Source organism: Sulfitobacter sp. AS92 (genome assembly GCF_038900015.1).
Lineage (GTDB): Bacteria > Pseudomonadota > Alphaproteobacteria > Rhodobacterales > Rhodobacteraceae > Sulfitobacter.
Map to the genome: position 1 here is coordinate 277,726 of NZ_JBBMQL010000001.1, position 19,781 is coordinate 297,506.

Genomic DNA, 19,781 nt, shown 5'->3' on the forward strand with positions numbered 1-19,781 from the left:
ATGGGTCCGCGCAGAGATAGCCGCTCTGAAGTTTTGGTCAATCAGGGAGAGGCTCTTCGCGACTATTCAGCGCATCCGCAAGCCGTTGTTGTGCGGAGCCGGGGCGGAGCGGTTTTTGCTGACTTTCGTCCGGTGCCCAACCGGCAAGAAAGATCATGTCGAAGGTCGCAGTGATCCGGCCGGAGGGGGCTGTGAAATGCGCGGCATAAAGTTCCGTAGCCCGTTGCAGCACCGCGCGGCGGGTTGGGCGGCGCAGGCGCGCTTCTAGCGCATTGCCTTCGCCCATCTCGCGCAGGTCGCGCATTAGCGCCCATGCGTCGCTATATTCTACGGTCAACGGCTGGCTGTCGGCCACCGGCAGTGCCATCCCGGCCCGTTGCAGCAGTGCACCCAAATCGCGCAACTCGCCCATCGGCGCGATCCGCGGTGACAGGCCGCCGGTCACTTCGGCCTCGGCTTGGCCCAAACAGGCGCGTAATTCATTCAAGGTTTGCCCGCCCAGTGCCACGGCTTGCAACAGCCCGTCCGGGCGCAGCGCACGACGGCATTGGATCAGCTGACCAATCGGATCATTGGCCCAGTGCAGCCCCATGGCGTGGATCACCAGATCATGGGACTGTGGTTCCAACGCCAGCACCTCGGCTTCAGGGATCAACGTCGCGCCGGGAAAAAGCGCGGACCAGACCTGTGGGAAGGCGGTCACAATGGCCGGAGCGGTAAACGCCTTTTTAACCAGTCCCACGCGATCCTGAACTTCTTCCGCAGCTGCTTGCTGCAGGAACATGCCCCGCTCTGTCGCGCGGGCGCGACGATGGGCAAGGGCCGTAGGGTCGATCAGGGGGGGCTGTGCTGTCATGAGGAACACATAGAATGCCGTCACGGGGACTTCAAACAGCGGTGTCATTAATTTATCCGCCGCGCTGTCTGGGGTGTGGCGGTTTGGTCGATGCGGATTTCGGGCTGTGCGGCACCTGTTGGCGCGATACGGGTTTTATCGGCGGCACGGTGTGCGATGCTTGCGGGGTGCCACTGCCGGGCGGTGGTGATCTTGCTTCACCGCATTGTGATGCCTGTCTTGCCACGCCGCGCCCCTGGGCGCAGGGGCGCGCGGCGCTGATTTACCGGGATATGGGGCGCAGACTGGTGCTGGCCCTGAAGCACGGCGACCGTCAGGAGATTGCCCGTCCCGCTGCACGCTGGTTGGCGCAGGCAGCGCAGGACATTTTGCCCGAAGAGGCGCTAATCGCACCGGTGCCCTTGCATTGGCTAAGATTGCTCAAACGGCGCTACAACCAATCGGCGCTGCTGGCCAAAGCTTTAGCGAGGCAAACTGGCCATAGCTGGTGCCCCGACCTGTTGCAGCGCACCCGGCACACGCCGTCGCTGGATGGGTTGAGCCGGGCGGAACGGTTCGACGTGCTGCAGGAGGCGATCTGCGTCCATCCGCGACGGCGGCACCGTATCATGAGGCGACCGGTGATTCTGGTGGATGATGTCTTAACCTCCGGGGCCACGCTGACAGCCTGTACAGACGCCTGTATCGCAGCCGGTTCTGGCCCCGTTTTTGTGCTGGCACTGGCGCGCGTGGCCAAAGAGACCTAGATCACTGTGCAACGTTAACTGTTCAAAGGGTGATCCTATGCAACCTGTCGAAATCTATACGTCGCCGCTCTGCGGCTTTTGCCATTCCGCCAAACGTCTGCTGACCCAAAAGGGCGCGGCCTTTGATGAGGTCGATGTTCTGTCAGAGCCAGAGCGCAAGAAAGAGATGATTCAACGCGCTGGCGGCGCCCGCACCGTGCCGCAGATTTTCATCGGTGACGTGCATGTGGGCGGCTGTGATGAGCTTTATGCGTTGGACCGTGCAGGCAAGCTCGACGCGCTTTTGCAAGACAAATGAAAACCGCGCTGCTGCAACTCAATTCCTCGGACGATCCCACCGCCAATCTGACCGACACGCGCGCCCTGCTGCGCGAGGCAGTGGCGGGCGGGGCGGAGTTTGTTCTGACGCCCGAGGTGACGAATTGCGTCAGCACCAGCCGCAGCCACCAGCAGGCCGTGCTGGCCTATGAGGAAGACGACGCCACCCTTGCCGCCCTGCGCGAAGAGGCGGCGAAGGCGGGCATCTGGCTGCTGATCGGCTCGCTCGCGCTTAAGACACGCGGCGGCGACGGACGTTTTGCCAACCGGTCTTTCCTGATCTCTCCGCAGGGAGAGATCGCGGCGCGCTACGACAAGATACACATGTTCGATGTGGATATCAGCGCGACCGAGACCTACCGCGAGTCCGCAGGTTATCGGCCCGGCGACAAGGCCGTGGTGGCGGAGACACCCTTTGGCAAAATCGGCATGTCAGTCTGCTACGACATGCGCTTTCCCGCGCTTTATCAAGCGCTTGCCGAGGCGGGGGCGCGTATCCTCACGATGCCTGCGGCCTTCTCCCCGGTGACGGGGGCCGCGCATTGGCACAGCCTGCTGCGCGCCCGTGCGATCGAAAACGGCTGCTATGTGCTGGCCCCGGCACAGACCGGCACCCATGCCAGCGCCGACCATAAGACCCGCGACACCTATGGGCATTCGCTGGTGGTGGCCCCGTGGGGCGAGGTCGTGCTGGACGCGGGCACGGCTCCCGGCGTTTATTTTTGTGACTTGGACATGGAAGAGTGCGACAAGGCCCGTGCCAAGGTGCCCAGCCTTGCCAACCGCCGCCCCTTTGCCGCGCCCTGACCGGACCCGAGATGACCGACGATAAAAACACACTTGCGATCATGCTGTTCGGCGAATTGCTGGCCGCCGATCAATCGGTGCGCAGTCGGCTCACACGGGTTTTGCCGCGCGGGATGGAGATTTCGCATTTTTCGGTGCTGAACTCCCTGTCGTGGCACGGCGGGGAGCGCTCACCCGCGCAGCTGGCTGAGACCTTCAACGTCACACGGGGCGCGATGACCAACACGCTGAGCAAGCTGGAATGGGCGGGCTACGTTCATATCCGCCCCGATTGGGATGATGCGCGGCGCAAGATGGTTGCGATCAGCCCCGCTGGGCGGCAGGCGCGGGATGCGGCGGTGAATGCGATCACGCCGATGATCTCCAACGTGGTGGATGACATCGGCGAAGAGCAGGTCCGCGCGACCCTGCCAATCCTGCGCGCCCTTAGGCGTCAGTTGAACCAGGATTAAGGCCCGGATTAAGGCTGGCGGTCACGTAGTTGACGCTCAGATCCCGATCCGACAGACGCCAAGACCACGCGACGGGATTAAAGACAAACCCCTTGCTGTCCACCGGTTCCAACCCGGCGCGGTTCAGCAGGTCATAAAGCTCATCCGGCGTGATGAACTTGTTCCAATCATGTGTGCCCTTGGGCAGCCAACGCATCACATGTTCCGCCCCGACAATTGCCATCATGAAAGACTTCGGATTGCGGTTCAGGGTCGAGCAGATGTGCAGCCCGCCCGGTTTCAACAAGCGGCGGCAGGCGATCAGATAGTCGATGGGGGAGGCGACATGTTCGACGACCTCCATGTTGAGCACCACGTCGAATTTCTCACCCGCTTCAGCCATCGCCTCGGCTGTGGTGTGGCGGTAATCAATCTCTAATCCTGATTGCTGCGCATGAACCTGCGCCACGGGGATATTGCCCGCCGCCGCATCCGCGCCCACAATATCGGCCCCAAGACGCGCCATGGGTTCCGACAGCAGCCCGCCGCCGCAGCCGATGTCGAGGATACGCAGACCTTCAAAGGGGGCAGACACCGTCAAATCACGGTCAAATTCACCGGCGATTTGGCTGGTGATATAATCCAACCGGCAGGGGTTCAGCATGTGCAGCGGTTTGAACTTACCGTTCAAATCCCACCATTCGGCGGCCATCGCCTCAAATTTGGCGATCTCGGCGGGGTCGATGGTTGATTGATCCGCTTGCATTCTGATCTCCCTGTGCTCTTTTGGGTTCAATGACTATATAGGGCGGCAATGGACAAGTATCCCGACCAAAAACGCAGCACGCCAAATCTTTATCCGCCGGTTGAGCCTTTCGACCAGCGGATGTTGTCTGTCGGGCAGGGGCACCAGGTCTATGTCGAGCAATGCGGCAACCCGGATGGTATTCCGGTTGTGGTGCTGCATGGCGGGCCGGGCGGTGGCTGTAGCCCATCGATGCGGCGGTATTTTGACCCATCGGTTTACCGCATCGTGCTGTTTGACCAGCGCGGCTGTGGACGCTCGCGGCCTCATGCCTCGGTCGAGGACAATACGACGTGGCATCTGGTCGCTGATATTGAGCTGATTCGCACCGCGCTGGGCATCGATAAATGGATGGTTTTTGGCGGTTCTTGGGGGGCGACGCTGGCACTGATCTATGCCCAAGCGCACCCCGAAGCGGTCCGCCATCTGATCCTACGCGGCGTGTTCCTGATGACGCAGGCCGAGCTTGATTGGTTCTATGGCGGCGGGGCCGGGCGATTCTGGCCCGAACTTTGGGCGCGGTTCGTGAACCTGATCCCCGAAGACGAGCGCGACGATCTGATAGCGGCCTATCACCGGCGGCTGTTCTCAGGCGATCTGGGGGTCGAACAAGACTACGGTCGCGCTTGGGCGGCGTGGGAGAATGCGCTGGCCTCGGTCCAGTCTGACGGTGTGTCACATGGCGGTCCTTCGGCCTATGCGCGGGCATTTTCACGGTTGGAGAACCATTATTTCACCAACAACGGCTTTCTGGAGTTCGACGGTCAGATCCTCGAACATATGGGCCGCATCGCGCATATCCCCGGCGTTATTGTGCAGGGGCGCTATGACATGATCTGCCCCCCTGCAGGCGCTTATGCGCTGGCCGAACGCTGGCCGAATGCTGACCTGCGTATGATCCGCGACGCGGGTCATGCGCTGTCAGAGCCGGGGATCAGCGCGGAGTTGGTGCGCACGATGGACAGGATTGGTCAGCGATGAGCGCGCGTAACTCTCTTCTGGATCGCCGGGCGCTGTTCACCACCGGTGCAGCGGCGGCATTGCTGGCCGCAACGGGCGCTGGCGCGGGAGAGCCGCCGCGACGTGGTGGCCGTCTGCGGCTCGCGCTTTCCGGCGCGACGCGGCAGGACGATTGGCTGCAAGGTGCCGGGCTTTTCATGCAGGTCGCGCGGCAGGGGCTGATCTTTGACACACTGACCGAAGTAGCGGGCAACGGCATTCTGAAGGGTGAGTTGGCGTCGGGCTGGCAAGCAAGCGAGGGCGCGCGGCAGTGGCAGTTTGATCTACGGCCCGATGTGCGGTTTCACGACGGCAGCGCGCTGACCGCAAGCGATGTGGTGGCGAGTCTGCAAAGAGTACTGCCTCAAGCTGAGATTTCCGCGCGCGGTGCCCTTCAAGTGCAGATCACATTACTTCAAGCGAATCCTGGTCTGCCGCTGCTGTTGTCAGAGCCGCATTTTGTGATCCGCCCTGCCCATGCACCCGAGGCAGGGATCGGCACCGGGCTCTACCGTCTGCGGCGCTTTTCCGCCGGGCGTCAGGTTTTGGCCGAGCGGGTAGAGACGCATTACAAAGACGGCACCGCCGGATGGTTCGATACGGTTGAGCTCGTCTCGATCCCGGCACGGGAGGTGCGCGCGCAGGCGTTGAGCGAAGGGCTTGTGGATGCAGCGGATTTGCCCGCGCGGCCCCGCTATCGCGAGCGGGGCGATGTGACGCTTCAGGCCGATAGCGCCGGTGGGGTCAGTGCCCTGTCGGGCGATCTGCGTCAGCCACCCAACACCGGACGCCAAGCCCCGATGGATAACCTGCGCGCGCCCGAGCGGTGGTGGTTCGGCTAACAGGGGTTGCAGTTTCAGGCTTTCCGGCCTATATCCCCTTTCAACAGCGGCGCTTTCGGGTCCAAACCGAAGGCTCCACCGATCTTGAACACGGGCCGCGCGCCCGTTTTTTTATGCCTGAGCGAAATTGCCAGATTCAAATTGGATGTCTCATGTCGAATGACCTGATTGCCAAAGCCGCCATTGACCGCCGTCTGGCCGAGATCATCACCCCGGTGATCGAGGACATGGGGTTTGAATTGGTGCGCGTCCGCCTGATGTCGGGCAAATCCACCATCCTGCAAGTCATGGCCGACCGGCCCGACGGCGGGATTGAAGTGGACGAATGCGCCAAGATCTCGCAGGCCATTGGCGCGGTCTTGGATGTCGAAGACCCGATCCTCGACGAATACGCGCTCGAAGTTTCCAGCCCGGGCATCGACCGCCCTTTGACACGGCTTAAGGATTTTGATGCTTTCGAAGGCTATGAGGCCAAGATCGAAACGACCGAGCTGATCGACGGCCGCCGCCGCTTTAAGGGCGAACTGGCTGGTGTCGAAGGCGGTGAAGTGTTGATCAACGTCGAAGAGGGCACCATCGGCCTGCAGTTCGACTGGCTCAGCGATGCCAAGCTGTTGCTGACCGACGACCTGATCAAAGAAATGCTCCGTCAGCGCAAAGCGTCTGGCGCGATCGACGAAAACGAATTTGATGATATCGAGACTGAAGAGTCTGCTGAGGGAGACACCTAATGGCCATTACATCTGCAAACCAGCTTGAGCTGTTGCAAACCGCCGAGGCAGTTGCGCGCGAAAAGATGATCGACCCCGGTCTGGTCGTCGAAGCGATGGAAGAATCCCTCGCCCGCGCCGCCAAGTCCCGCTACGGCGCCGAGATGGACATCCGGGTTGATATCAACCGCAAGACCGGCAAGGCGACATTCACCCGCGTCCGCACCGTGGTCGAGGATGAAGACCTTGAGAACTATCAGGCTGAGTTCACCGTGGACCAAGCCAAACAATACATGGCCGAGCCTAAGGTCGGTGATACCTACGTCGAAGAAGTTCCCCCAGTTGAGATGGGCCGGATCGCGGCGCAGTCGGCCAAGCAGGTGATTCTGCAGAAGGTCCGCGAAGCTGAGCGTGACCGCCAGTTCGAAGAGTTCAAAGACCGCGCCGGCACGATCATCAACGGTCTGGTCAAGCGCGAAGAATATGGCAACGTCATCGTCGATGTAGGCGCTGGCGAAGCGATCCTGCGTCGGAACGAGAAGATCGGCCGCGAAAGCTATCGCCCGAACGACCGTATCCGCGTTTACATCAAAGATGTGCGCCGCGAGCAGCGCGGCCCGCAGATTTTCCTGAGCCGTACCGCGCCCGAATTCATGGCCGAGCTGTTCAAGATGGAAGTGCCGGAGATCTATGACGGCATCATCGAGATCAAAGCGGTCGCCCGTGACCCGGGTTCGCGCGCCAAGATCGCTGTGATTTCCCATGACGGCTCCATCGACCCTGTCGGTGCCTGCGTTGGTATGCGCGGTAGCCGCGTGCAGGCCGTCGTGAACGAGCTTCAGGGCGAAAAGATCGACATCATTCCGTGGAATGAAGACCAGCCGACGTTCCTTGTGAACGCGCTGCAGCCTGCTGAAGTGTCGAAAGTGGTTCTGGACGAAGAAGCCGGCAAGATCGAAGTGGTCGTGCCCGAAGAGCAGCTGTCGCTGGCGATTGGCCGTCGTGGTCAAAACGTGCGTTTGGCCAGCCAGCTGACCGGCCTCGATATCGACATCATGACAGAAGAGCAGGAAAGCCAGCGCCGTCAGGCCGAGTTTGAACTGCGCACAAAGCTGTTCATGGACAACCTTGATCTGGACGAATTCTTCGCCCAGCTTCTGGTTTCCGAAGGCTTCTCCAACCTCGAAGAAGTTGCCTATGTCGAAGTCGACGAGCTGCTGGTCATCGACGGTGTGGACGAAGACACCGCTGGCGAGTTGCAGGCCCGTGCCCGTGACGTGCTTGAAGCGCAGAACAAAGCGGCGCTTGATAATGCCCGTGCCTTGGGTGTCGAAGACAGCTTGGTTGAATTTGAGGGTCTGACCCCCCAAATGTTAGAAGCGCTGGCCAAAGACGACGTAAAGACCCTGGAAGATTTTGCCACCTGTGCCGATTGGGAACTGGCTGGCGGTTGGACCACGGTCAACGGTGAGCGTGTTAAGGACGATGGCGCGCTTGAGCCCTTTGAGGTCAGCCTTGAAGATGCGCAGGCTATGATCATGACCGCCCGCGTCATGCTGGGCTGGGTCGACCCGACCGAGCTTGAAGGCGGCGCGGATGAAGACGACGTAGAAACAGACGGCGAGACCGCCGAGGAGGCCGAGGCCTAATCGGGCCTCGGGGGTTGCACATGGGACGCGGTGGCGCTTCGAACGACCAGCAAGATGGTCCAGAACGCAAGTGCATTGCCACGGGCGATGTGCAGCCAAAACACGGGTTGATCCGCTTTGTGATCGGTCCGGACAATCAAGTTTACCCCGATATTCTGGGTAAACTGCCGGGCCGGGGCATCTATGTCTCGGCTGACCGTGCCGCGCTGGAACTTGCGGTAAAGAAAAAGGCCTTTGCTCGGTCGGCGAAACAGCCGGTCACGCTGCCAGACGGGTTGGTCGACGAAGTCGAACAGCAATTGGCGCGCCGGGTGGTGGACTTGATCTCGCTCCAGCGCAAAGCAGGCAAGGCGGTCGCCGGCTACGAAAAGGTCAAGGGTTGGTTGCAATCCGAAGAGGCCGAAGTATTGATACAGGCTGTAGACGGGTCAGGGCGCGGTAAGTCCAAGCTGAGCACCCCACACTATGGTCATTACATCGGCTGGTTAACCGCCGATGAATTGGGTTTGGCATTCGGTCGCCAAACTGTGATACATGGGGCGCTCGCCTCTGGCGGACTCACGCAACGTGTTGTAGAGGAAGCCGGACGACTTAAAGGCGTGCGCGTAAACGAGGGTGGCAGCGGCCATCCGAAAGGATAGACGAGCTTCATGAGCGATAGTGACGGCAAGAAAACATTGGGTCTGCGCGGCGGCGCACGTCCGGGGAATGTAAAGCAAAGCTTTAGCCACGGGCGGACCAAAAACGTTGTGGTCGAAACCAAGCGCAAGCGTGTTGTGGTGCCCAAGCCGGGTGGCCAGAAACCAACCGGGCCGGGTGCCGGGCCGATTGGAGATCCTAAGAAACGTCCCGCAGGCATCACCGATGCCGAGATGGAGCGTCGTCTGAAGGCTGTTCAGGCCGCCAAAGCCCGCGAGGTTGAGGAAGCCGCAGCACGTGAGGCCGAAGAAAAGGCCCGCGCAGAAGATCGTGAGCGCCGTCGGGCCGAGATCGAAGCCAAAGAACGCGAAGAGCGTGAGCGCGAGGAAAGCCTCAAGGCGAAAGCCGAGGAAGACGCGCGCCGCAAGGCCGAGAAAGCAGAAGCCGAAGCGGCTGCTGCTGCCCCCGCGCCTGAGCCTGCCGCCGCGCGCGAGCAGAGCAATAAGCCTTTGCCCGCCGCAACGCCGCGCAAAACGACAGATCGTGACCGCGACGAGACCAAAAAGCGCAGCAAGGGTGGCGATAGCCGCCGTTCTGGCAAGCTGACCGTGAACCAAGCCCTCACCGGTGGTGAAGGTGGCCGTCAGCGTTCCATGGCGCAGATGAAGCGTAAGCAGGAGCGTGCGCGTCAAAAGGCGATGGGTGGTCAGGTCGAGCGTGAAAAGATCGTGCGCAACGTCAATCTGCCCCCGGCGATTGTCGTGTCCGAGCTTGCCAACCGTATGGCCGAAAAGACCGGCGCCGTTGTGAAAGCGTTGATGCAAAGCGGCCTGATGGTTACGCAGAACGAATCCATCGACGCGGATACTGCAGAACTCATCATCGAAGAGTTCGGCCACAAGGTTGTGCGCGTCAGCGACTCTGACGTTGAAGACGTGATTAAAGAGATCGTAGATAAGCCCGAAGATCTGCAGGGTCGTCCGCCCGTCATCACGATCATGGGCCACGTTGACCACGGTAAAACATCGCTGCTTGATGCGATCCGGAATGCGAAAGTTGTTGCTGGCGAAGCCGGTGGCATCACCCAGCACATCGGTGCCTATCAGGTCACGACCGACACTGGCGCGGTTCTGTCCTTCCTCGACACACCCGGCCACGCGGCCTTTACCTCCATGCGTTCGCGCGGTGCTCAGGTAACGGATATTGTGGTTCTGGTGGTCGCGGCGGATGACGCCGTGATGCCGCAGACGATCGAAGCGATCGCCCACGCGAAAGCGGCGAAAGTGCCGATGATCGTGGCGATCAACAAGATCGATAAACCTGCTGCGAACCCTGATAAGGTCCGTACAGACTTGCTGCAGCACGAAGTTATCGTCGAAAAGATGTCTGGCGATGTGCAGGACGTCGAAGTTTCGGCGGCCACGGGCCAAGGTCTCGACGAACTGCTCGAAGCGATTGCGCTGCAGTCTGAAATCCTCGAACTGAAAGCGAACCCAGATCGGGCCGCTATTGGTGCGGTGATCGAAGCGCAGCTTGACGTGGGCCGCGGTCCTGTTGCGACTGTTCTGGTTCAGAACGGCACGCTGCGTCAGGGCGATATCTTTGTTGTGGGTGAGCAGTACGGTAAGGTTCGTGCGCTGATCAACGACCAAGGCGAGCGCGTCAAAGAAGCCGGGCCATCGGTGCCGGTTGAGGTGCTTGGCATCAACGGCACGCCAGAGGCCGGGGACGTATTGAACGTGACCGAAACCGAAGCGCAGGCCCGTGAGATCGCTGAATATCGCGCCAATGCCGCCAAGGACAAACGTGCTGCTGCCGGTGCTGCCACGACGCTGGAACAGCTTATGGCCAACGCCAAAGCGAACGAAGACGTCAGCGAGCTGCCGATCTTGGTCAAAGCCGACGTGCAAGGTTCTGCCGAAGCGATCGTTCAGGCGATGGAGAAAATCGGCAACGACGAAGTCCGCGTTCGGGTTCTGCACTCCGGTGTGGGCGCGATCACCGAGACGGATGTCGGTCTGGCAGAAGCCTCCGGCGCCCCGATCATGGGCTTCAACGTGCGTGCCAATGCTTCGGCGCGGAACACTGCGAACCAAAAGGGCGTGGAAATCCGCTACTACTCGGTCATCTATGACCTTGTGGATGACGTGAAAGCGGCTGCTTCCGGTCTGCTCAGCAACGAGATCAAAGAGAACTTCATCGGGTATGCGAATATCAAGGAAGTCTTCAAGGTCACGGGCGTTGGCAAGGTTGCGGGCTGCTTGGTTACCGAAGGTGTGGCACGCCGCTCCGCCGGTGTCCGTCTGCTGCGCGACAACGTGGTGATCCACGAAGGCACGCTGAAAACGCTCAAGCGCTTCAAAGACGAAGTGCCCGAGGTTCAGTCCGGTCAGGAATGCGGTATGGCGTTTGAAAACTACGATGACATCCGTCCTGACGATGTGATCGAGATTTTCGAGCGCGAAGAAGTGACCCGCACCTTGGCCTAAGCCAATCGCTTAGACTACGAATTCCCCAGAGGCCCGGTCAAATTGCCGGGCCTCTGCTTTTGTGAAAGCTCCTTTTGCATCGTCAAAGCTGATCCGGGAAAGATTGACGTGGAGGGGCGAAATATCGATCAAGTTGAAATCATTCGGTTCCCCCCTCTGGCGGGAGGAAAGGCTGGTGCCCGCGTGCAACTGAATCGCGAGATGCCCGTCATGCTCAGGCGCTGGATGTGCGAAGGTCCCTGCGTGCCAAATGTGCAAATGACCCGATAAAATGAGATCAGCACCGCAGTCGAGCAGGCGGCGCAATGCGCGCTTGGCACCGGGAATAGGGCGTTTCTGTGTTTCCGTGGGGTGGTCCAAAGGGTGATGACAGACCGCAATCCGCAATGTGCTCTCGCCACCTCCTGAAAGGGCGCGGCATGCGCGCCGTAAACGGCGAAGACCCAGTTTGCCTGTCTGCCATTTAAATCGGTCCACCGTGTTTATCCCGACAGCGATAAAATCCGGACCCTTGTGGACTGGGGTCAGATCACGATCAATCCAGTGCCGATAATAGCGCCACGGCGTCAGAAACCGCGTAAAAGGCCGATGCAGTGGGATGTCATGGTTGCCTGGGACGCTAAGAACCGGCGCATTGATCCGGTCAATAAACGCCCGCGCCGCGCGGTATTCTTTCTCACGTGCGCGTTGAGTGAGATCGCCTGAAATGATCACCAGATCAGGGTCATAGCCGTTCACAGCACTGAGTAGAGGAGCCAGAAGATCAGGCCGGTCTTTACCAAAGTGGAGGTCAGAAAGGTGGATTAAACGGCTCATCTCACGTTCTCCTTCGCAGCATCCGGTACGAAAATATGGATGGGAGATGTTGCACGGGAAAGCCGGTAGGGGCCGGCCATCACGGCAACTTCTCCGTCCCGTGCGACATAGCGTTTACGCTGTTTCATACGGATCTCGATTTCGGACCCACAGAGCATTTCGTAGTCGGTATGAGGTTTGGCCGTGCCGATCGCCAGTGCCACGGCATGGCGCAGCAAGCCAAAACGGTAGGTGTCAGGGGCGACAAGCAACACCATGTCGCCACGGGCGATGCAGTCTTGCCCATCCAAGCCCATCTGGTCGAGTTGAAAGGCATTGTTCACCGCAAAGACGAGCGGCGTATGTAAGGTGCTTACTTTACCATCCACCGCGATGGTCAGCTTGAGTGTCGTCCGAAACCCAATGAGCGCTTTGATGACGGACCAATAGGCCGCAATCCTGCTGCGGCCCCAACGTCGATAGATCCCTTCGCGTGTTTTCAAGATCGCGGGATACGCGCCAATGCTTGCGTTATTGAGAAACGTCTCACCGTTGATGGTGGCCACATGTATCGGACGGCTTTGGCCCGTAGCGATCAGGTCTACCGCCTTTTCAAGGTCCTCGGGGATGCCCATTGAACGCGCGAAGTAATTAAAAGTGCCCTGAGGGATAATCCCAAGCGGCCGATCTTGGCCTACCATAGCCGAAGACACTCCCGAGATCGTGCCATCTCCGCCAGCCACAGCAATTAGGCCATCGCCCGCCGACAAGGCCTCCCGCGCGGCATTTGCGGGGTCATTGCGTTTGTCGATGTAAATAAATTTTGCCGTTACCCCGTGCCGCGCAAAGGCGTTTCGGATGGTGGCTTCAGCTTGTTCACCGTCTTGGCGGCCTGAACCATGGTTCAGGATGACGATTGCGCGTTTCGGTGACATAATATTCCCTACCAAATGGTATGGGAAAACGCGCCGGAACGCCTAATTGTTCACATAAATAGGCGTTCCGCCAAGATTTTCTTAGACTGGTTTGCCTTCGAAAATCTTACCGTCAACTTGAACGGCCATGCGGCCACCGGCCAACATTTTTACAAAAATACCCTGAACGTAGATGGAACTTCCGATCGTGATGGTTCTCAGCATGTCGGCACCCTTTCATACAGATGTTACAACTCTGCCTCAGGATGATGCGCTAATGGTTAAATTATACGCAAGATGCTGAGCGTTTGCCGATAACTAGTGCAGTTTTGCCACTGTGCGCTAGAGCCAATCACGTAAAATTGAAATGAGTGGCACATCTGCTTCGGGCATCGGATAGGCGCGCATTTCGTTTGGACGCACCCATTTCAGCGTCTGCCTCTCACGCGACACCGGGGTGCCGCCCCATTTGCGACAGGCGAAGAGCGGCATCAGCAGATGAAAATCGCTGTAGCTGTGGCTGGCAAAGGTCAGTGGGGCGAGACAGGATTCCCATGTCTCGATCCCCAGCTCTTCGTGCAGCTCACGGATCAACGCCTGCTCTGGCGTTTCTCCGGGTTCGATTTTGCCGCCCGGAAATTCCCATAGGCCAGCCATTGCCTTGCCCTCTGGCCGCTGCGCCAGAAGTACGCGACCGTCGATATCGATCAACGCAGCGGCAGACACGAGCACTGTCTTCATAAGATCAGGACCGATAGTCGGCGTTGATGTCGATGTAGCCGTGGGTGAGGTCACAGGTCCAAACCGTGCATGCGCCGTCACCGAGGCCAAGATCAACACCAATGACGATGTTCTGGCCTTTCATATGCGCGGCTGCGGCGTCCTCAGAATAGTCCGGGCTGCGCCAGCCATCGCGGGCAACTTCGACATCGCCAAACCGGATCGACAGGCGGTCTCGGTCTGCTGCGGCGCCGGATTTGCCGATCGCCATAACGACGCGGCCCCAGTTCGGGTCTTGGCCTGCGATGGCGGTTTTGATCAGTGGCGAATTGGCGATAGCCATGGCATGAACCTTGGCTTCGGTATCGTTTGAGGCACCAGTCACCGCTACTTCGACGAATTTCTGTGCGCCTTCGCCGTCTTTGACGACCTGATGCGCCAGATCGAGCATGAGATCGCGCAGGGCTTCGTCGAAGGCTTCGTTGTCGGACACATCGACCCCAGAGGCACCCGTCGCGGCCATGATCAGCGCGTCCGAGGTGGAAGTGTCGCTATCCACGGTAATGCAGTTGAACGTCGTCTCTGTATGGGTCGACAGGCGCTGCTGCAGCTTGTCTTGCGCAATGACGGCATCGGTGAAGATATAGACCAGCATCGTCGCCATATCAGGTGCGATCATGCCGGACCCTTTGGCGATACCGGCGATAGAGACGGTTTTGCCGTCGATTTCCACCGTCGCGCTGGCGCCTTTGGGAAAGGTGTCCGTCGTCATGATCGCCCGTGCGGCGTCTTCGATGCCCGCAGGGTCTAGCTTTCCGTTTAAATCGCCAAGTACAGCGGTGATGCGCTCATGGGGCAGCGGTTCGCCGATAACCCCAGTGGAGGAGGTGAACACCCGCGACTGTGGCACGCCGCAGGTCTCGGCAGCGGCGGCGGTGATTGCCTCAACCGCGTCGGTGCCGCCACGCCCAGTAAAGGCGTTGGCATTGCCGGAGTTCACGACAATGGCGGCGCCCTCATCCGAGGCGCCGCCGATTTTTGCCTGGCAGTCCAGCACCGGGGCCGCGCGGGTGGCAGAGCGTGTGAACGCCCCCGCCACAGCGCTGCCCGGTGCCAGCTTCGCCAACATCACGTCAGTGCGGCCTTGATAGCGCACACCAGCGGCGATGGTGGCGAATGTCACGCCGTCGATAACCGGAAGGTCGGGAAAACGGGCCGGGGCGAGCGGCGAGACAGCCAGTGATTTACCCATAGATCAGTTCAGCCATTCGGTGTTTTTGAGAACAGTTGGGTCGATGCCTTCGGCGGCGCTGCGGTCAACCTTGGCGGCCTCTGTCAGGCTTTCGATGGCTGTCTGCACCTTGGTTTGGCGCACTTGGGTCTCAAGCTCTTCGCGCACGTCTTCAAGCGCGGGCGCTTCGCCGGTGCGGGTCTCGTTCAGCTTGATAACATGCCAACCGAACTGAGTTTCCACCGGCTCAGACACGCCACCTGCTTCCATGCCGGCGACGGCTTCTTCAAACTCGGGGACCATCATGCCGGGGCCAAACCAACCCAAGGAACCGCCACCGGGGCCGGAGGGGCCGGTCGATTTTTCTTTGGCAACTTCGGCAAAGTCCGCACCGCCGTCGAGTTCAACCTTGATCGCGTCGGCCTCTTCCTTGGTCTCAACAAGGATATGCGAGGCGTTAAATTCCTGCTCAGGCTCGGCGTCTTTGTACTGCGCGTCATAGGCGGCTTGCAGCTCTTTATCGCTGACATCTTCAGCCATAACGCCTTCGATCGCTTCACCCGCGGTGAGCGAGCGTGTTTCGTTTTCGATCGACAGTGTCACGCGCGGCGGCAATTCGCCGGTAAAGCTGTCAGCTAGGGCAGTCTGCTGCACAAGCTGATCAAGGATGCCTTGGAACAGCACGTCATCTGGCAATTGCTGGTACTGCTGAGGCAGGGTGGCACGCGCCACGAGCATATGCCCAAGCGTAATTTCAGTGTCGTTGACTGTGGCAACAACCGTGTCGACACCCGGTTCGTCTTGGGCAGTTACAGGCAGCGCCACAGCGGCGGCAAGCGCCAAAGACGACAGAAATGTGAGGGGTTTTTGCATGGTTGGGGTCCAATCGCTTCGTTCGTAGCAAGGCTGCTACATTGACAGTGTATGGCACGCCCCTTACATCGCCTTATGGCGCTAAGAGGCGCGGGCTCATCCACTATCTATGGGCTGCTATGGCGCTCGGCAAGCAGGTCGGCGCAAGACATCATAACTTCGGCGGGAGATTACATGCTGGGTATCGGAACAATCGCCAAAAAGGTCTTTGGCACGCCAAACGACCGGAAGATCAAGGCGACCCGTCCACTTGTGGCACAGATCAATGCGCTGGAGCCCGAGTTCGAAAAGCTGAGCGATGACGAGATCAAGATGCGCACTGCCGAGCTTGGCAAGCGCGCCGATGCGGGCGAAAGCCTTGATGATCTGCTGCCCGAAGCTTTTGCAAACTGCCGCGAAGCTGCGCGCCGAACATTGGGCCTGCGGGCCTTTGACACGCAGCTATTGGGCGGGATTTTCCTGCATCAGGGCAATATCGCCGAACAGAAAACCGGTGAGGGCAAGACGCTGACCGCGACCTTTGCCGCCTATCTGAATGGGCTGACGCATAAGGGCGTGCATATTGTCACTGTCAACGAATACCTCGCCCAGCGTGACGCTGAGTGGATGGGCAAAGTCTTTGGCGCTTTGGGTCTGACCACCGGCGTTGCCTATTCCGGCATGCCCGAAGACCAAAAACGCGCGGCATATGCTTGCGACATCACCTATGCCACCAACAACGAGTTGGGTTTCGACTATCTGCGCGACAACATGAAGTCGAGCCTGTCGGATATGCTGCAACGCGGGCATAACTTTGCAGTTGTGGACGAAGTTGACAGCATCCTGATCGATGAGGCGCGGACGCCGTTGATCATCTCCGGTCCGTCGCAGGACCGTTCCGAGATGTATCAGATCATCGACACGCTGATCCCCTCGTTGACCGAAGAGCATTACGAGCTCGACGAGAAGACCCGCAACGTCACCTTCACCGATGACGGCAACGAGTTCCTTGAAGAGCAGTTGCGCGCCCGTGATCTGATCGAAGAGGGCATGACCCTTTATGATCCCGAAAGCACGACCATCGTGCACCACGTCAACCAAGGTCTGCGCGCACATAAGCTGTTCCAGCGCGACAAGGATTACATCGTTCGCGATGGTTCCGTCACGTTGATTGACGAATTTACGGGCCGCATGATGCCGGGCCGCCGTCTTTCGGACGGCCTGCACCAGGCGATCGAGGCCAAAGAAGGCGTCGAGATCCAGCCAGAGAACATCACGCTCGCCTCTGTCACCTTCCAAAACTACTTCCGCCTTTACGACAAGCTGGGCGGCATGACCGGCACGGCCCTGACCGAAGCCGAAGAGTTTGCCGAGATTTACGGCCTTGGCGTGGTCGAAGTGCCAACCAACGTGCCAATTGCCCGTGTGGACGAGGACGATGCCGTCTACCGCACCGCGCGTGAAAAATACGAGGCGATGATCGAAAAGGTGAAGGAAGCCCACGCCAAGGGCCAGCCTTGCCTTGTCGGCACCACTTCAATCGAAAAGTCCGAACAGCTGAGCACCATGCTGAACGCCGATGGGGTCGCGCATAACGTGCTCAACGCCCGTCAGCACGAGCAAGAAGCCCAGATCATCGCCGATGCTGGCAAGTTGGGTGCCGTGACCATCGCCACCAACATGGCGGGCCGTGGCACCGACATTCAGCTGGGCGGCAATGTTGAGTTGAAAGTGCTTGAAGCACTGGACGCCGACCCAGATGCAGACCCGGCGAACATCCGTGCGCAGATCGAAGCACAGCACGCCGAGGAAAAGCAAAAGGTGCTAGAGGCCGGTGGTCTTTATGTTCTGGCGTCTGAGCGTCACGAGAGCCGCCGGATCGACAACCAGCTGCGCGGCCGTTCGGGCCGTCAGGGTGATCCGGGGCGCACCTCTTTCTTCCTGTCGCTTGAAGACGACCTGATGCGCATCTTTGGCTCTGAACGGCTGGAAAAGGTGCTGACTACGCTGGGCCTGAAGGAAGGCGAAGCGATTGTGCACCCTTGGGTGAATAAGTCGCTGGAGCGCGCGCAGGCGAAGGTCGAGGGCCGTAACTTTGACATTCGTAAGCAGCTGTTGAAATTCGACGACGTGATGAATGAGCAGCGCAAAGTGATCTTTGGCCAGCGCCGCGAGATCATGGAAGCCGACAACCTTAATGAGATCGTCACCGACATGCGCGAGCAGGTGATCGACGATCTAATCGACACCTACATGCCGCCCAAGACCTATGCCGATCAGTGGGACACCCAAGGGTTTTATGCTGCGGTGATTGAGCAGTTGAACGTCGACGTGCCGATCATCGCGTGGTGCGAAGAAGACGGCGTGGATGATGAGGTAGTCCGCGAACGTCTGATGAAGGCCACGGATGAGCTTATGGCCAAAAAGGCCGCGGCTTTCGGCGAAGAGAACATGCGCAACATCGAAAAGCAGCTGTTGTTGCAGGCCATCGATACCAAATGGCGCGACCACCTGCTGACGTTGGAACATCTGCGGTCGGTCGTCGGGTTCCGCAGCTACGCGCAGCGTGATCCGCTGAACGAGTACAAGAACGAAGCCTTCCAGCTTTTTGAGACAATGCTTGATAGCCTGCGGCAGGACGTGACCCAAAAGCTGGGCCAGATCCAACCGATGAGCGAAGAGCAGCGCCGCGAGATGATGCAGGAAATGGCCGACCGTCAGGCCGCCATGCAAGCTGCTGCGACCGAGGCTGCCGATGAGGCCTCTGAGCAGGCCGAAGCCGCTGCGCCGGGCTTTGATGAGAACGACCCCGCCACTTGGGGCAACCCAGGGCGGAACGATCTCTGCCCCTGTGGCTCTGGCAAAAAGTTCAAACATTGCCACGGCGAGATCAAATAAGCGGCGCCACCTTTTCGCCCATAACTTGGCTTTTCAGGGCCATACCCCGGCCCTGATCTCCGCGCATAAAGTCTCCAACGAATCCGTTGAAGGGGACTTGTCATGCGGCGCACTAAAGAAATTCTGACGGCTGTCGGCACTTTGGCCTGTGCCGTGGGCATCGGCTTTGTCATGCAAAGCTCTAACTCGGCGCAACAACGCTATGGATCGGCTGAGGCGAGACACCCCGTGGCCGACAACGGCGCTTTGTTGGAGGTTGAGGGCATCACCCTGACCTCGGCAGCATTCGACAGTCCCATTGCACTTCCCGCGCTGGATAATCAGGTGATCAAGGCCGCGGCGCCACAAAGCCTGCCGCCCGCGCCAGATAGCCACAGCGTCGCAATCACCGCGGCTTGCGATATCACTGCCGAGGCCGAAGCCGTGGCTGCAGCGATGGTAAAACTGACGCTAGACGCCGCGTGCCTGCCCAACGAGCGGCTGACCGTGCATCATAACGGGATGATCTTTACCGAAGTGACCGACGACAAAGGCCAGTTGCGTGTCACCGTGCCCGCCTTGTCAGAAGAAGCTGTCTTCATCCTTGCCTTTGGCAACGGCGACGGCGCTGTGGCGCAAACTTCGGTGTCAGAATTGTCTGGCTTCAACCGTATCGTGCTGCAGTGGAAAGGCGCGGCGGGCTTTGAGCTTCATGCCCGTGAATTCGGCGCGGATTACGGGGATGCGGGCCATGTCTGGTCCGGCGCGCCGCGCGATATGACCGCGGCTGTGCTTGGCGAGGGTGGCTTCATGACGCGTAACGGCGACACCAACACCTCCGACCCTCTGATGGCCGAGGTCTATAGCTTCCCGGTCGCCACAGCGGCGCAGGAAGGCGATGTCGCGTTGAGTGTTGAGGCTGAGGTCAGCGAGGCCAATTGCGGCCTTGAGATCGAAGCGCAAGCGCTGGAATTGCGCGGCAGCGACCAGGTGAAAACCCAAAACCTGACCTTCGCCGTGCCGGACTGTGATGCGGTTGGCAACTTTCTGGTGTTGAATAATTTGCTCCAAGACCTGAAAGTCGCGCAGAACTAACGCAAC

General features: G+C 59.6%; 20 protein-coding genes. 12 read left to right on the forward strand and 8 right to left on the reverse strand.

What is annotated here, in order from left to right; translation table 11 throughout:
- Positions 1-37 precede the first annotated feature (37 nt).
- Entirely contained in the window at positions 38-904 is an 867-nt protein-coding gene (locus tag WNY61_RS01345) for a methyltransferase domain-containing protein (protein ID WP_342849654.1), read from the reverse strand.
- Between WNY61_RS01345 and WNY61_RS01350 the strand changes: the two genes are divergently transcribed.
- Genes WNY61_RS01350 through WNY61_RS01365 form a run of 4 tightly spaced genes read left to right on the forward strand, consistent with a single transcriptional unit; the run spans position 871 to position 3,179 of the window.
- Complete coding sequence (locus WNY61_RS01350) at positions 871-1,602, forward strand: ComF family protein (RefSeq protein ID WP_342849655.1); 732 nt, start codon at positions 871-873, stop codon at positions 1,600-1,602. The two genes, WNY61_RS01345 and WNY61_RS01350, sit on opposite strands and share 34 nt — an antisense overlap.
- A 37-nt stretch (positions 1,603-1,639) precedes the next feature.
- A complete protein-coding gene (gene grxC / locus WNY61_RS01355; protein WP_342849656.1) occupies positions 1,640-1,900 on the forward strand; it encodes a glutaredoxin 3 in 261 nt (86 codons plus the stop codon).
- A complete protein-coding gene (locus WNY61_RS01360; protein WP_342849657.1) occupies positions 1,897-2,727 on the forward strand; it encodes a carbon-nitrogen hydrolase family protein in 831 nt (276 codons plus the stop codon). The genes grxC and WNY61_RS01360 overlap by 4 nt, the downstream gene beginning before the upstream one ends.
- 11 nt (positions 2,728-2,738) lie before the next feature.
- The gene (locus WNY61_RS01365; protein WP_339637524.1) at positions 2,739-3,179 is read left to right on the forward strand and encodes a MarR family winged helix-turn-helix transcriptional regulator; all 441 of its coding nucleotides are present in this window, start codon (positions 2,739-2,741) and stop codon (positions 3,177-3,179) included.
- Here WNY61_RS01365 and ubiG read toward each other — a convergent pair.
- Positions 3,154-3,924 (reverse strand): bifunctional 2-polyprenyl-6-hydroxyphenol methylase/3-demethylubiquinol 3-O-methyltransferase UbiG, encoded by a 771-nt coding sequence (gene ubiG, locus WNY61_RS01370; protein WP_342849659.1) that lies wholly within the window; start codon positions 3,922-3,924, stop codon positions 3,154-3,156. The genes WNY61_RS01365 and ubiG overlap by 26 nt on opposite strands.
- Before the next feature lie 48 nt (positions 3,925-3,972).
- Here ubiG and pip point away from each other — a divergent pair, with 48 nt between their 5' ends.
- The 6 genes from pip (at position 3,973) to infB (ending at position 11,291) form a co-directional block, all read left to right on the forward strand.
- A complete protein-coding gene (gene pip, locus WNY61_RS01375; RefSeq protein WP_342849660.1) occupies positions 3,973-4,944 on the forward strand; it encodes a prolyl aminopeptidase in 972 nt (323 codons plus the stop codon).
- Entirely contained in the window at positions 4,941-5,804 is an 864-nt protein-coding gene (locus WNY61_RS01380) for an ABC transporter substrate-binding protein (RefSeq protein WP_342849661.1), read from the forward strand. Before pip ends, WNY61_RS01380 begins: the two co-directional genes overlap by 4 nt.
- A 152-nt stretch (positions 5,805-5,956) precedes the next feature.
- Entirely contained in the window at positions 5,957-6,535 is a 579-nt protein-coding gene (gene rimP, locus WNY61_RS01385) for a ribosome maturation factor RimP (protein ID WP_007118369.1), read from the forward strand.
- On the forward strand, positions 6,535-8,163 hold the full coding sequence (nusA, locus tag WNY61_RS01390) for a transcription termination factor NusA (RefSeq protein ID WP_342849662.1): 1,629 nt from the start codon (positions 6,535-6,537) through the stop codon (positions 8,161-8,163). Before rimP ends, nusA begins: the two co-directional genes overlap by 1 nt.
- Before the next feature lie 20 nt (positions 8,164-8,183).
- On the forward strand, positions 8,184-8,804 hold the full coding sequence (locus WNY61_RS01395) for an RNA-binding protein (protein ID WP_007118367.1): 621 nt from the start codon (positions 8,184-8,186) through the stop codon (positions 8,802-8,804).
- A gap of 9 nt (positions 8,805-8,813) precedes the next feature.
- On the forward strand, positions 8,814-11,291 hold the full coding sequence (gene infB / locus WNY61_RS01400) for a translation initiation factor IF-2 (protein ID WP_342849663.1): 2,478 nt from the start codon (positions 8,814-8,816) through the stop codon (positions 11,289-11,291).
- A 9-nt stretch (positions 11,292-11,300) separates the two neighbouring features.
- On the opposite strand, the gene WNY61_RS01405 is transcribed toward infB, so the two are convergent.
- From WNY61_RS01405 to WNY61_RS01430, 6 genes are all read right to left on the reverse strand, one after another.
- On the reverse strand, positions 11,301-12,107 hold the full coding sequence (locus WNY61_RS01405) for a metallophosphoesterase (RefSeq protein ID WP_342849664.1): 807 nt from the start codon (positions 12,105-12,107) through the stop codon (positions 11,301-11,303).
- Positions 12,104-13,021 carry a diacylglycerol kinase family protein gene (locus tag WNY61_RS01410; RefSeq protein ID WP_342849665.1) on the reverse strand — a complete coding sequence of 306 codons (918 nt, stop codon included), beginning with the start codon at positions 13,019-13,021 and terminating at the stop codon, positions 12,104-12,106. The genes WNY61_RS01405 and WNY61_RS01410 overlap by 4 nt, the downstream gene beginning before the upstream one ends.
- A gap of 81 nt (positions 13,022-13,102) precedes the next feature.
- Positions 13,103-13,225, reverse strand: coding sequence for a hypothetical protein (locus WNY61_RS01415; RefSeq protein WP_342849667.1), 123 nt, complete (start codon positions 13,223-13,225; stop codon positions 13,103-13,105).
- Between the two features lie 117 nt (positions 13,226-13,342).
- Positions 13,343-13,741, reverse strand: a complete 399-nt coding sequence (mutT, locus tag WNY61_RS01420) for an 8-oxo-dGTP diphosphatase MutT (RefSeq protein ID WP_342849668.1) — start codon at positions 13,739-13,741, stop codon at positions 13,343-13,345.
- Between the two features lie 4 nt (positions 13,742-13,745).
- On the reverse strand, positions 13,746-14,972 hold the full coding sequence (gene argJ, locus WNY61_RS01425) for a bifunctional glutamate N-acetyltransferase/amino-acid acetyltransferase ArgJ (protein ID WP_342849669.1): 1,227 nt from the start codon (positions 14,970-14,972) through the stop codon (positions 13,746-13,748).
- Between the two features lie 3 nt (positions 14,973-14,975).
- Positions 14,976-15,824 carry a peptidylprolyl isomerase gene (locus tag WNY61_RS01430; protein WP_342849670.1) on the reverse strand — a complete coding sequence of 283 codons (849 nt, stop codon included), beginning with the start codon at positions 15,822-15,824 and terminating at the stop codon, positions 14,976-14,978.
- A 174-nt stretch (positions 15,825-15,998) separates the two neighbouring features.
- Here WNY61_RS01430 and secA point away from each other — a divergent pair, with 174 nt between their 5' ends.
- Together secA and WNY61_RS01440 are read left to right on the forward strand one after the other, a co-directional pair.
- The gene (secA, locus tag WNY61_RS01435; RefSeq protein WP_342849671.1) at positions 15,999-18,701 is read left to right on the forward strand and encodes a preprotein translocase subunit SecA; all 2,703 of its coding nucleotides are present in this window, start codon (positions 15,999-16,001) and stop codon (positions 18,699-18,701) included.
- A gap of 102 nt (positions 18,702-18,803) precedes the next feature.
- Entirely contained in the window at positions 18,804-19,775 is a 972-nt protein-coding gene (locus tag WNY61_RS01440) for a hypothetical protein (protein WP_342849672.1), read from the forward strand.
- The last annotated feature ends 6 nt before the right edge of the window (positions 19,776-19,781 follow it).